General features: G+C 33.8%; 10 protein-coding genes. 1 reads left to right on the plus strand and 9 read right to left on the minus strand.

Annotated elements, in window-relative coordinates; all coding sequences use genetic code 11:
- Nucleotides 1-236: 236 nt before the first annotated feature.
- Nucleotides 237-689, minus strand: coding sequence for a thioredoxin-dependent thiol peroxidase (bcp, locus tag OIU83_RS04935; protein WP_264205157.1), 453 nt, complete (start codon nt 687-689; stop codon nt 237-239).
- A gap of 299 nt (nt 690-988) precedes the next feature.
- Between bcp and OIU83_RS04940 the strand changes: the two genes are divergently transcribed.
- On the plus strand, nt 989-1,666 hold the full coding sequence (locus OIU83_RS04940; protein ID WP_264205158.1) for an endonuclease III domain-containing protein: 678 nt from the start codon (nt 989-991) through the stop codon (nt 1,664-1,666).
- 91 nt (nt 1,667-1,757) lie between these two features.
- Here OIU83_RS04940 and OIU83_RS04945 read toward each other — a convergent pair whose 3' ends face one another.
- The 8 genes from OIU83_RS04945 to OIU83_RS04980 all read right to left on the minus strand — a co-directional run bounded on the left by OIU83_RS04945 (nt 1,758) and on the right by OIU83_RS04980 (nt 14,520).
- Entirely contained in the window at nt 1,758-1,901 is a 144-nt protein-coding gene (locus OIU83_RS04945; RefSeq protein WP_264205159.1) for a hypothetical protein, read from the minus strand.
- 50 nt (nt 1,902-1,951) lie between these two features.
- On the minus strand, nt 1,952-2,536 hold the full coding sequence (locus OIU83_RS04950) for an RNA polymerase sigma factor (RefSeq protein WP_264205160.1): 585 nt from the start codon (nt 2,534-2,536) through the stop codon (nt 1,952-1,954).
- Between the two features lie 304 nt (nt 2,537-2,840).
- On the minus strand, nt 2,841-3,599 hold the full coding sequence (locus OIU83_RS04955) for a glycoside hydrolase family 16 protein (RefSeq protein WP_264205161.1): 759 nt from the start codon (nt 3,597-3,599) through the stop codon (nt 2,841-2,843).
- A gap of 81 nt (nt 3,600-3,680) precedes the next feature.
- Nucleotides 3,681-5,342: a family 16 glycosylhydrolase gene (locus OIU83_RS04960; protein ID WP_319005346.1), complete on the minus strand. Its 1,662-nt coding sequence runs from the start codon at nt 5,340-5,342 to the stop codon at nt 3,681-3,683.
- Between the two features lie 14 nt (nt 5,343-5,356).
- Nucleotides 5,357-6,907 (minus strand): PKD domain-containing protein, encoded by a 1,551-nt coding sequence (locus OIU83_RS04965; RefSeq protein WP_264205162.1) that lies wholly within the window; start codon nt 6,905-6,907, stop codon nt 5,357-5,359.
- 12 nt (nt 6,908-6,919) lie between these two features.
- On the minus strand, nt 6,920-8,419 hold the full coding sequence (locus tag OIU83_RS04970) for a RagB/SusD family nutrient uptake outer membrane protein (protein WP_264205163.1): 1,500 nt from the start codon (nt 8,417-8,419) through the stop codon (nt 6,920-6,922).
- A gap of 11 nt (nt 8,420-8,430) precedes the next feature.
- Nucleotides 8,431-11,466, minus strand: coding sequence for a SusC/RagA family TonB-linked outer membrane protein (locus OIU83_RS04975; protein ID WP_264205164.1), 3,036 nt, complete (start codon nt 11,464-11,466; stop codon nt 8,431-8,433).
- Nucleotides 11,467-11,718: 252 nt separating this feature from the next.
- Nucleotides 11,719-14,520, minus strand: a complete 2,802-nt coding sequence (locus OIU83_RS04980) for a helix-turn-helix and ligand-binding sensor domain-containing protein (RefSeq protein WP_319005347.1) — start codon at nt 14,518-14,520, stop codon at nt 11,719-11,721.
- Nucleotides 14,521-14,634 lie beyond the last annotated feature (114 nt).

Below are 14,634 nucleotides of genomic sequence, written 5' to 3' on the forward strand. Positions count from 1 at the left end.
CGGTTTATAGCTGATGCTTTTTCTATTTAAGAAAGGCTCTAAGGTGCAAAGATCCTGTTTATGCACAAACCAACGTCAAACTTGTCTTTCTTCGTCAGGAAAACACGTTTGCAAAGAATAACTTCAAAAAAAAAAATTGAGAGTATCTACTCAATACTCTCAATCTTGCTATTATAGTAAAATATAAAGTCTAGCAATCCTCAATAACTAAAAACTGAATACCGAGACTGTAACCTCTATTTAAGAATCTGTCCTGCGTGTTCTTTGGTTTTTACTTTTGAAATTATATCTTCTATAATTCCTTTTTCATTGATTACAAATGTTGTTCTGTGGATTCCGTCATATTCTCGTCCCATGAATTTTTTAGGTCCCCATACTCCAAAAGCTTCAATTACCGATTTATCTTCATCGGCCAATAACGGGAAGGGAAAATCATACTTTTCTTTGAATTTGGCTTGCGTTTTTTGTGCATCGGCACTAACTCCCAAAAGAGCATAGTTATTTGCCTGAAAACGCTCAAAATTATCTCTTAAATCACAAGCTTCGGCAGTGCATCCCGGAGTATTTGCTTTTGGATAAAAGAAAACCACTAATTTTTTTCCAGCATAATCGACCAATTTATGTGTATTTCCATCTTGATCTACTCCTGAAAAATTTGGGGCTTTATCTCCTATTTGTAATGTTATCATTTTTTCTTTTTTTTGACTACTTAAAGTTTTAGACTCGTTTTGATTTTTAGATTGTAAATTTAAATAATTCATGACTTATAATTCCTAACTCATCTGCTATAATTCCTGATTTGTTAGCCCAGATTGTAGTGAAAACCCCGGAATTGTGGTGGTTTACATTTTATGTATTGGCAAAGCGACCAGCGGAAGCTCTTGCGAATACTTAAAAATGTTACTCCCACGATGAGGCGTTGTAACGGAAAGCTGGATTAGGCTCATGATAAAATTTGTGCTATTTTTACGGGATTAAATTTACGGAAATGAATAAACAAGAACGGGTAACATTTGTTATAAATACGTTAAAAGAATTATATCCTACTATCCCTGTCCCGCTCGATCATAAAGATCCTTATACGTTATTAATTGCTGTTTTATTGTCGGCACAATGTACAGATGTTCGTGTGAATCAAATTACTCCGATATTATTTGCAAAAGCAGATAATCCGTATGATATGATAAAAATGTCTGTTGAAGAAATTCAGAATATAATTCGTCCTTGTGGTTTATCCCCTATGAAGGCCAAAGGTATTTATGGGTTATCGCATATCCTGATTGATAAACATGGTGGTGAAGTTCCTCAGAGTTATGAATATCTGGAGGAGTTACCTGCGGTGGGTCATAAAACGGCAAGTGTTGTTATGTCTCAAGCTTTTGGTGTTCCTGCATTTCCGGTAGATACTCATATTCATAGATTAATGTATCGATGGAATTTGTCTAATGGGAAAAATGTAACTCAAACTGAGAAAGATGCCAAACGCCTTTTTCCTGAGGAAGTATGGAATGATTTACATCTTGAAATCATTTGGTATGGTCGAGAATATTCTCCTGCCCGTGGATGGGATCTGGACAAAGATATCATCACAAAAACTATTGGAAGAAAATCGGTTATAGATGATTATTATGAAAGTCAGGCTTCCAAAAAACAAAAAAATCACTAATTGCATATTGCCCTTAGTGATTTTTTAATCAAACGACCAATTTGATTAATTCATTTACTTTCCAAAACATCCGACAATCTTTGTGGGCTGTTTAATTAGCTATAATCTCAAAACTCTTGTCGTCTATCTTTACCACTGTAAGTGCTTTTGAATAGCTCAATAAAAAAGAAACAACTTCTCTTTTGGGTTTTAAGTCTTTAATAACTATTACTTTTTTTGAGTAAATTTTTGCCATGCTAATAAATGTTTATTTTATATAACAACGCTCTATTACTCGATTTAGTATCAATTGGTTAAAATAATTTGATGTTTTTCTATAATTTTTCTAATATTCATTAGCGCATATCTCATTCTGCCTAATGCTGTATTAATACTTACTCCTGTAATTTCGGATATCTCTTTAAAGCTCATATCCTGATACATACGCATTACCAATACTTCTTTTTGATCATCAGGAAGTTCTTCGATTAACTTTTTCAAGTCAACCTCAACCTGATCCACAATCATTTTATTTTCGATTGTCAGTGAATCATCAGACATGATAGAAAAAATCGAAAACTCTTCGGTTTCTCTATACATAGGCATCTTTTTTGTCTTTCGATAATGATCGACTATTAAATTATGCGAAATACGCATTACCCAAGGCAGGAATTTCCCTTCCTCGTTATAAGAATTACTTTTTAAAGTTTTTATTACTTTAATAAATGTATCTTGAAAAATGTCATTTGATATATCTCTGTCAGCTATTTTTGAATATATAAATCCATAAATCTTAGATTCATGTCTTTTAATTAATGTTGATAAGGCACTTTCGTTACCCTCAACATAGTTCTTCACCAATAAAGCGTCAGGAATTTGCAGATTAGCCATAATACTACCTTTTAGTTTTTATTTGAAATTTGAGGAATTCTCTAAAAAGTAATTTTATTGTATAGGCTACTGGTTTTTAATGTGTTAATAATCTGTTCAAATTTAACAAATAAATATTTTAAAAAGCAAATAAAATTAAGAATAATTAACATCAAAATCTTAAAAACAATAAAATAAAGTCAGCAATTTCAAGAAAAAGAATTAAAAACAATAAATTAAGTTAATATGCTCAATTGTTAAAAAAGAAAGCTAAATCTCACAAAATAAACCTTTTACAATTTAACTTTCTTTTTTACAACCCTAATTATTGATATACTCGAATATAATCGACTATATAATCCTGAGGAAAAACTGAGTCATCAACTTCTGGTCCTCCAAAATTTCCTCCAATGGCTAAATTTACCAAAATATAAAAAGGCTTATCAAATGGCCAAACATCTTCATTCTTATCCTTTGGTGCAAACGTATAAACTAAATCTTTGTCTACAAAAAAGTCGATTTTATCTTTTGTCCATTCGATTGCATACACATGAAATCCTTTTTCGATATCGGGAAACGCTGTCTTTTTGGTATTAATTGTATTCCCATGACTATCCTGTGTATGCAAAGTTGTATAAACCATGTGTGGATCTCTACCTATATATTCCAAGATATCTATTTCTCCACATTTTGGCCAGTTTACCTGGTCTTTATTGGCTCCGAGCATCCAGAATGCCGGCCATAAACCGTGTCCAATCGGTAATTTGGCTCTAGCCTCAATTCGACCATATTTAAACTCTTTTTTTCCTTTGGTAGTTATTCTTGTTGATGAATAGACGTTTCCGTCTTTCCTAGCCTGAATAATTAGATTCCCATCCTTTAATTGATGATTTGTTTTTGTATAAATCTGTCTTTCGTTGTTTCCCCAACCACATAAATCGGGACAACCATCTCCAAGTTCATAATTCCAAACGGATTCATTTAATGCTTTACCATTAAAATTTTCTTCCCAAACCAACTTCCTTTTTGCTTGTTGCGCAAAACTTAAATTACCTATTAATACTATTATTAAAAGTTTCTTCATTATTCTGAATTTATTTTTATTAAAAAATAAGAAGGCCGGTTAGGGGGCCGTCCTCCTTATTTCGACTAACTTAACTTATATTTATTGATACACTTTTACATAATCAACTTCCAAAGTGGACTCTGTGAAGCTCGGATCGATGATTCCTCCAAAGTTACCGCCCATAGCAAAATTTAAAATCAAGAAAAAGTCTTTATTAAATGGTGTTGAGGCATCATTGGCAAAGGAATGAAACAGAGCATCATCTACATAAAATTTAATAGAATCCGGGCTCCATACTGTTTTATAAATATGAAATGCCGAAGATGCAGTTGGGATAGTTGTAGAACCTGTAACTCCGTCTCCTCCAGAATGTCCTGGGTAATGTAATGTACTATGAATAACATTTGGACTGTTACCTACTTGTTCCATAATATCTATTTCTCCACAAGCTGGCCATGAATTTGTTGCATAATTTTGCCCCAGCATCCAGATTGCCGGCCATGTTCCTCCTCCTACTGGCAATTTGGCCCGAACCTCAACTTTTCCATAAGTAAATTTAAATTTACCATCGGTCTTTATTCGTGCAGAGGAATAAGCCATTCCACCAGAAGCTTCTTTTTTGGCAGTTATTTTTAAACTTCCACCCTGAACAATTATATTCGTTGGGTTACTGGTATAATTTTGTTTTTCATTATTACCCCAGCCACTATCTCCTGTTCCTAACTCATTAACCCATTTTGTAGGATCTGGTGCTCCATCGGTATTAAAATCATCCGACCAAATTAAAGTTGTATAATCTGAAGGAGGTGTCTGAGTAGGTTTTTTGGTGGTAAATATATGATACCAAGCCAATGTAGGATTACCTCCCATGACTGCTCTTACAACCATCCTATTGTCTGTAATTGACAGAATTTCGTATGAACTCTGACCAATATAATACCCCATAAAACCACCATCGGAGATGTTCAACATGGTTCCTCTGGTTTGTTTCGCATGGTCTGGATTTTTGGTCACAACAGATTCTGATGGACTCAACGATACTGTTTTTACTCCACCTGCATTATAAGCCAAACAAGCATCGGTTGTCGAGCTACCTCCTCCTACACTAACAAAAGCAGCATTAAAGAAGGTTGATCCTCCATTATCCAATTGAAATTTTAACTGATCTCCATCTAGAGAGAATGTCAATACGTTATCGTACAAACAGCTACTTGTTGGCGAACCTGCTTTCTCAAAAGCTGCTGCCGAATAATGGTTTGAATAATAGTTTTTACTCGCATCAGCATCATTTTGTCCTACACCCAAATGTCCAATCTCTGAAGCTGACCAATACCATTTTTTAGAACTGCCCGCTGTTAAGAACTGAACTGCCTCGGCATCACTAAAATTACTTAAGACCTCAACATCGATACTAGCATTTGTAGCAACACCACCTTTTCCTGTGGCAATTACTGTAACGGTATATGTATTTACACCAGGTTTAGTAAAGCGCTTTGTAAATTTACCTGTTGCCGAACTCTCTGAAGTTCCGTCGCTAAATACATATTTGTATGAAATAGTATTATCTGCTGTAGCCACCAATTTTACCATTCCGGAACCATCTCCATTTGGAGCATCGGTAGTTTTACCAACAATCTCAGCGGTAATCTTAAGATTGGTTGGGGAATTTATATCCCCAAAAGCATAATCATCTTTTTGACAATTTACCGCTAGCAGCAATGCAAAAAGTAACACGATATTTATAATTATTTTTTTACTCATGATTACTTATATTTTTAATTGGATTGTTTAATATCATCAAAATAGTATGTTTTGCCTGTGCCACTGTTTCCAAAATCAAAGAAAACTACAACTCTCTGATAATTATTGGTATTTACAATCCCGGCAAAATCAAATGTGAGTTCTTCCCAACCATTTGCAACTGTTGTGGTAGCATCAATCTCTTTATTTATATTAGGATCCGTTAGATTTTCTAATTTAAACTTCACAATAATTCCAGCCTGTGGTGACCAGACTTTCATTTTTATTTTTTTAAATGTTGAAAAATTTATCGGAGTATCTAATGCAAGTGATGAACCTGCCCAAACTTCGGCTCCATTCCCTTTGGTCAAAGCACTTACTTTTGATGATGTATTTATTCCCGTTTTATCCGGATTTGCAATGACTACTGAAGTTGCACCACCAAAATTTCCATAAGAATAATCTAATGTCGTCGATTCGAATGTTAACGGTAGCACCAAGGATTCTGCTCCCGAAGTCAATTGAATGTCATCGAAGTAATAATCGTCACCAGTTCCTGTATTACCAAAGTCGAAGAAAAGAACCACTTTTTGATATTTATTTACATTATCAACAGCCGAAAAGTCGAATGTAAGTTCTTCCCAATTATTTGCAACTGTATTTGTAACATCGACTTCGATATTAATATCTGGATTGGTTAAATTCTCTAATTTCATTTTAACCACAATTCCAGCTTTTGGAGACCAAGTTTTGATTCTAATTTTTTTCAATGTTGAGAAATCAATCGGTGCACCTAATTCTAATAAAGAACCTGCCCAAACTTCTGCACCTGCCGATTTGGTTAATTTAGCCACTTTTGCACTTACATTACCGGCATCCACGCTAGGATTATCAGCTACAGCTGTAAATGCCCCGCCAAAATTAGAAAATGCATAATTTAATGTAGTTGATTCAAAATCAATCGGCAATAGAATCGGATTCGAGATTGTGATTGTTTCTGTATATGTAGTTGTTGCTGTTCCTCCGCTTAAAGCGACAACTTTCACTTCATAAGCTCCTATGTTTGCATAAGTATGTTTAATTGTTTCGCCCTCCATAAAGTCTACTGGAACTTCATTTGGGACTTCTCCAAAATAAACTTGAAAGAATGTTTCGAAATTGGCTTTTGCACTTACAGATACCGATAAATTATCGCCAGCTACACGAGCCAATGCTACCTGTAAATTGGTTGGTGCCAAAAACGAAACTGTAACTGTTTGTGTTACTTCGGTGATTTTCCCGCTTATTCCCATTGCAATAATCTTAGCCTGATAAACACCTTCTTTGTAAGTATGTGCTACAGTCCCTCCTGCCGAAATATAATCTGATACAGTAGTTCCATCACCAAAATTGATTTGATATTGCGTTACGCCTTCGCCTTTAGGCAAAAAAGTTACCTTACCCGAATTGTCTTGCGTTACTGTTGTAAGAGCCGATATGTTTTTTGGTGCACTTATGCCATCCAAATTAATATCGCTGCTATCATTTGAGCAACCTATAAATGTTGCCAAAACGAAAAGACTTATAATAAAATGTATTTTTTTCATAATTGCTATTTTTTAATATCCAGGATTTTGTTTCCAGTTTCCGTTGGCAAATTGAATTTCTTCAATTGGAAGCGGAAATAATTCGTTTTTATTAGCTTTAAAACCCGGTATTGTTCCTAATGCTTTTCCGGTTCTTACCAAATCAAAAAAACGATGTCCCTCTCCAAAAAGTTCGACTCTTCTTTCGGCTAAAATAAAATCGGTAAGAGCAGCGCCTGAAGCCGAAATGTCATGATTATTATCTCCAAAAGCACGTCGTCTTACTTCGTTAAGATAACCTCTTGCTTTTCCATCATCAATTCCCCCTCTATTGTAGGCCTCTGCAGCCATTAATAAAACATCTGAATAGCGTATTGCTCTATAATTATTAGGATTTGTTAAGTTTAAATCTCCTGCTGCGGTTTTACTTCTTGTTCTCGGAAGGTATTTTCTATTAAAGAAACCTGTATCCTGATTTCCTTTCCCGTAAGTAACTCCTTTTCCACCATCAAAAGCGGTGTTTGCTGCTGCCCAAGCCACGATATCCAATATTGTAACATCTTTACGCTTGTCTCCAACCTCAAAAGCAGCTGCAGATTCCTTAGTAGGAATATTAAAACTAAATCCTGAAGAAAAAAGCGGTCCTGTATAATTTCTAACTCCGCTAAAACCTACAGCAACATTTCCTTCACTACATTGCAAACATGGGAAACCTGCCCCTTCAACATCTGTATATTGTACTTCAAAAACAGATTCCGGTCCATTTTCTCCATCTGCTTCAAATATTTTATTATAATCTGCTACTAATGAATATGGTGACGTACTTATTAATCCTTCCAAAGTGGTTGCTGCTTGTGTAAACTTATTTTGATATAGATAAGCTTTTCCTAATAATGCCTGAGCCGCACCCTTGGTAACTCTTCCTTTTTGAGAAGCAATTGGAGATAAATTAGCAACCGCATAAACTAAATCAGCTTCAATAGAAGCATACACTTCTTCGACTGATGAACGCGGAATTATTTTTTCATCTCCAATTCTAAACCTCGCATCGCCTTTCATTGGGATGCCTCCAAACCATTTTACTAATTCAAATTGGTAGTAGGCTCTAAGAAAACGTGTTTCGGCTATAACTTGTGCTTTTCCTTGAAAATCTGTTTTATTTTGAAATTCAAGTATATAATTGGCTCTTTGCACTCCTGCAAACATCCAATTCCAGATATCTCTTAAATTGCTATTTACCTCTGTGTGAATCATTTGGTCTATTTGCTGAAAACCTATCACATCTGTAGGACTTTCTCCTCCCGCATATGTATTATCCGAAGCTATTTCTCCCAATATAACATTTACATAAGAGGATTGAAGTAAATCATAGGCTGCAACCAAAGCATTATCATAATCTGTTTTGGAATTAAAATAATTCTCGGAGTCAATAGAATATGCCGGAGTAGGATCTACAAAATCATCAGAACAAGAAATTGCCACGCCCGAAAGCAATGCTATAGCTATTATAGTAGTAAAAAAATATTTTTTCATTTTAATTGAAATTAAAAATTAATGTTTAAGCCCAATAAATAAGTTCTTGGGATAGGATAGAATCCAAAATCAATTCCACCTCCAATTGGTGCACCATTCGAAGCACCTGGATCAAAACCTTTGTACTTGGTAAATGTGTACAAATTATTTACTCCTGTATAAAGTCTTAATTTGGTAATTCCGGCTCTTTGAGACACCTTTGGATCAAGTGTATATCCTATTTGAACATTTTGAATTCTTAAGTATGAAGCATCTTCAACAAAATAATCGGAGAAAACATTATTTGCTGTAGCGCCAGTAGTTACTCTTGGAGTTGTAGTACTGGTCCCTTCTCCTGTCCATCTGTCCAAAACATAGTTTAAGCGATTTGCATCAGAAAGTGTTCTTTCGTAGTTACGTACCATATCATTCCCTACAGAGGCAAAAGTAAATACAGCGAAGTCTACATTTTTATAGTTCAATTGTATATTAAATCCCATTGTAGCTTTTGGAATTGGATCTCCTATGTTTGTTCTGTCTTTGGCATCAATTACGCCATCTCCGTTAACATCAACATAACGAATATCTCCAGGTGATGGATTTGCTCCCAATGCTAATTGTGATGGATGCGCATCGATTTCGGCTTGATTCTGGAAAATTCCATCGGTTTTATATCCATAAAAATACCCCATCGGTTTTCCTATCTCCATACGTGATGGTGCAGGTTGTCCTACTCCAAAAGCGCCTCCTTCGATAAATCCGGTTCCATTATTTACCTCTAAAACTTCATTTTTAAGGAAAGTTATATTGTAACCTACGCTCATTGTAAAAGAATCGGATAATTTCTCTTTATAATCAATTGAGAATTCAAATCCTGAATTTCTAACTGTACCTGCATTCATCGTAGGAGCACTCGCACCCGGCGCACCCGTACCGTTAATTCCCGAAACAGGAATATTAGGAATCAACAAATCTTTTCTCGTATCTATAAAGTAATCTGCTACTACAAATATTTTATCATTTAAAAATTTCATATCCATACCAACATCAAATTTTCTGGCTTCTTCCCATTTCAAATTAGGATTTGGTACTTGACCATTTGCCGTTCCGTTAACCAACGTTTTATTAAACACATAGGTAGCTTCTCCTGTTAAAAGTCCGATATAACCATAATTAGGAATCTGATCGTTTCCTAAAGTTCCGTAACTGGCTCTCAATTTTAAGAAACTAAACGCTTTAGGATCTCCAAAGAAATCTTCATCAGAAATCACCCAACCTCCTGTAAATGAAGGAAAGTAACCTACTTTATTTCCTGGTCCGAATTTGGTTGAAGAATCACGTCTAATCATAGCCGAAAAAAGGTATTTACCTTTATAATCATATTGTACTCTTCCAAAATAAGAAAGTCTTCTTTGATCGTATACATAGGAAGTATTGGTTAAAGTTTCGGATATCCCTTTTGTCAAAGAAATATCTGCATAATCCCAAGAGTTATTAGGAACATCAAAACCAGTTGCAGTAAGACCATTACCCCATTCTTTAAAAATAGTTGTGCCCAGTGTTCCTACAATATTATGATTTTCGGCTATTTTGGCAGTATATGTTCCAAAAAGATCGAATGAATAATTATTATCATTTACTGTTCCCTGAGTAACAGAACTTCTCTGTACATCAAAAACTTTTCCGCCATAATTAACTTGTTTTGCAAATGTTTTTGATTCACTATTAGAGGTATTAAAACCTATTGAACTTGATAAAACAAATCCTTTGAAAATTTTATAGTCTAACCCAAAATTCCCATTTAGTTTTTTATAGTTATAATCGTTATAAGTATCGTCAATTTGCGCTAATGGATTGATAATTTCTGTTCCTAATCCAGTTGTACTAGGTACTAGGGTAAAGTTTCCATTTGCATTATAAGGATTAAGTGTAGCCGGAACGTTGAGTGCATTAAATAAAACAGATCCCAGTCCGTTTTCATTCAATGTATTTCTTGTAAAATAAGTATAAATAATATTCGTCTTCAATTTAAATTTATCACTTAAATCAACTCCTAAGGCTAATCTGGCAGTATTTCTCAGGAAACCCGATTTATCCCCACCAATGATTCCCTCTTGGTCTAAATGGGAACCACTTATGGAGTAAGTAATTTTATCAGATCCTCCCGAAATAGTTAAATCATTACTTATAATAGGTACTTTCTTAAAAACTTCATCTTGCCAATTTGTACCTTTTCCTAGTCCGCTTACATTTGGATAGGGAAGTGCTTTGCCTCCATTGGCATAACTTTCATTTAATAAAAGGGCATATTCTGTAGCGTTTAGAGTTGGTAATTTTCTAGACGTTTCCTGAAATCCTGTATAACTATTAAAAGAAATTCTTGTTTTGGAATTTTTCTTACCTGTTTTGGTTGTAACCAGGATAATTCCGTTTGCTCCAATGGTTCCGTAAATTGCTGCCTGAGCATCTTTTAAAACGGTAATTGTTTCGATATCATTTGGATTAAGTAAACCTAGGTCTCCTACATAGCCATCAATAATAGTCATTGGTCTATTTTCTCCATTGGTAGCTATACCACGAATACGAATATCCAATGGCGCTCCTGGTGCTCCCGATTGTGTTGTAACATTTACTCCGGAAAGAGTTCCTTGTAAAGCTTGCTCTATTCTTGCTGGTTTCAAGATATCGATTGTTTTACTGTCAAGTACAGATACTGCTCCTGTTACTTCTCTCTTTTTCTGGGTACCGTAACCTATCACAACCACTTCATCCAATGACTTTGCATCATCACTCATCCTGACCGTGATTTTGGTACCCGAAACCACAACTTCTTGTGTTCTAAAACCAATATAGCTTAAAACAATTGTGGAGCCTTTTGAGACACCTAATAACTTAAAAGATCCGTCAAAATCGGTACTTGTACCTTGTGACGAATTTTTAACTTTTACATTTACGCCAGGTAGGGATAAACCTGAGCCATCGAGTACGGTTCCACTTACATCAAAGGCCTGCGAAAACGCAAAAGATGTAAACAGTAACAATACCATTAGTAATAATCTAGATTTCATAATTAGTTAGTTTTTATTGAAAGATAAATTTATTCGGATTCATTCATAATGATTTAAAAACAACCTTTACAAAAAACATACAATTAAAAAAAAGGGGCTTTATTTTTTAGATAACATAAAAAACCACCAGCATTAATAGCAAATCAGCAATGTTAAATTGTGTTAAAATTTCAATTCAAATCATAAAAAAACCACAACAATAACGTTAATGTTGTGGTAATGTATAGGTGTAAAATTATATTATTGGACTTCCTATACAGCAAGAATATACTCTACTAAGCCTTGTTCATGCTGCAGTTCCATTTTTTTACGTAAACGATAGCGTTTTATCTCTACACTTCTAACCGAAATATTCAATAGCGGAGCAATCTCTTTTGAAGAAAGATTCAATCTTAAGTAAGCACAAAGTCGTAAATCATTTGGGGTTAATAATGGATGTCGTTGTTTTACTCTTTTAAGAAAATCTTTATCGGCATTATCAAATGCTTCTTTAAAAACATTCCAGGAATCATCCTCGGTAATATTATTATTGATGGTCGTAATTACCGATTTAATACTTTTATTCCCATCATCGGATGTTTTCTTTAAATCCTCTTTTATAAAAGCCAATAATTCATTTTTGCTGTTCAGGCTCATGGTAGAAACTGCCAATTCTCTATTTTTACTATCAACATCCTGAGTTAATTGCTCGTTTCGTAACTTCATTAACTGTTGCTCGTTTTCCAGTTCCTTAATTTCAAGCAACAAATTGTTTTCTTCTATTAACTTCTCTTTCTGCTTATGATAGTAGTTTCTATATGCTTTATGAATAAAGTATGCTATTACTAATGCCAGAAGTAAATAAATAAAATAAGCAACATTGGTAAGATACCAAGGTTTTAATATCGTAAACGAATAGGTTGCAGTATTCTCGAGTACAGTATTTGCGAATTTTGCCCGCACTTTAAAAGTATAATTCCCCGGGGGAAGATTTTTAAAATTCACTGTTGACTTAACCGTCCATTCGCTCCAGTCATCCTGAAAACCTTCCAGTAAATATTGATATTCCGAGTTTATGTATTTGTTATACTCAGGAACCGTGTAACTAAAAGTAATGTTATTTTCATCAAATTTAAAACTCCCTTCATCAATAATTGATTCATTGGTAATCCTTTCATTAAGTTTATTTGTCGTTATGCCCGAAATAGAAACAACATAATCCTTAAAAGTCAAATCATCTATATTAAGCGTATAATATCCATCTGTGGTCCCTATAAGATAATCCGATTTGGATATTTGTGTAATATTTTCGAATCCAAGCATCGAATTGGTTAATGATGCAGGAATCGGAATCACATTTTGCTTAAGCTGATTACTTAATTTACTTGATGAGAAATAATGAATATAGTTTTTAGAGAATAACCATATCCTATTAGAATTATCTACAATAAGTTTTCCCGAAGTATATTCATCTTTTTCAAAAACAGAACTTAGTAATTTATCTTTTTCAAATTGTTTTGTCTGATCATTAAGTTTGAAAATTCCTTCCTTACAGGCGTAATAAATCGAATTATTAAATTTGGTTAAACTGGCATTTTTACCTTTTTTGGGAGTTGCGTAAGCAAAAAATGATTTCACTTTTGTTAAATCAGAGTCCAATTGCAATCTGAAAATTCCTTTATATTCATGACTTACATAAATATCCTGATTCTTTGCAATCTCAAAATACCTTGAAGAATAATCAAATCCTGTTATTTTATTTCTAAATCCCCATTGTTTATTAACTTTTTCAAGTATCGAAATACCATAATAATTTCCTTGTAGAAGTACGTTTTTATGATTGGGAATAATACCAAATTTCCACGTTCCCGATGCCGAAAATATTTTCTTTACCGTATTATTTTCTACAACAAATGTTCCGGAATCATGTCCACAAAACAAGGTTTCATCATACATAAATAAAGACCAAACCTGCCCCTTGGTCCCTTTTATAAATTTAAACTCCTCGTTGCTTTGATACTTTTTACAAAACAATCCCTGATTTGTTCCAATGTACAAGATTCCATTATATGTTATCGAAGCATATACGGTGCCCAGAATCCCCGTATCATCTGTATAACTATGAATAGGAGACTGGAGATTAATACAATTTATGCCATTATCCAATCCTACCCAAAGGTTCTTATCATCATCTTCAAATAATGATAATGCAGTATTATTACTTAAACCTTTATTTTGGGAAATATGATATTTAAGTTTTCCTTCATTAGAAACTATAAATATTCCATTGGAAACTGTTCCTAAAGCAAAACTTCCATCCGAAAGTTGCTGACTACTATAAACAAGGCTTGTCTCGAGTTCATTATCTACCTCTGTTTGAAACTTGGTTATATTCTTACCTATTAATTTATAAAACCCGCTTAATTGCGTCTGAATTAACAATCCTTCATCAATAGAAAAAATATTTACAATAGTATTATTTTTCAAAATTGGATTATCCGAAATCAAAACCGTCTCACCGCTTTCTATCTCAAAAAGACCTTCTTTTAGTGTCTGAAAATAAATAGAAGAATTGGCTCTAAATGATTTTACAACACCATTTTTAGGAGCTATTATCTGGAATTTTTTAGTTTTTGTATCATAAATATAGATTCTGCTTAAAGATTGAAACAAAATCCACTGGTCATATTTTAGAATATTCCAAAACTGTTCATCATCTAGAATTTTATCTTTTATAGAATCGCTAAGCGAAGTATATTTAAGTTTTCCATTTGTTTGTCGAGTCCAAAAACCAAAATTCATGTAAAATCCTGTGTAAATTTTATCATCGATTACTCTTACAGAACGTATAATTGTTTCGTTTGGCGATGGATATAAGTCCCAATTTGTACCGTTAAATTCTAATAGACCTTCATTATTAGCAAAAAACATAGCATGTTTCTGGTCCTGCGAAATCATCCAACTCTGATTGCCGGCGCCATAAATACTGGGAGAATATTTAATTATAGGTGGCAATTCCTGAGAAAATGCACTACAGTATAAAAAAACTAATAAAAAATAAAATTTCGGTTTCAATAGCATCAGTGGTATTTATTCTGCACTAAAATAAATTATTATTCATTGATAAAGCACTATTTTGGCAAAAAATAAGACATAAACATAAATAGTATCTTTTACACTTATTAAGGA

This window comes from Flavobacterium shii, from assembly GCF_025847235.1.
Classification (GTDB): Bacteria; Bacteroidota; Bacteroidia; order Flavobacteriales; family Flavobacteriaceae; genus Flavobacterium; species Flavobacterium shii.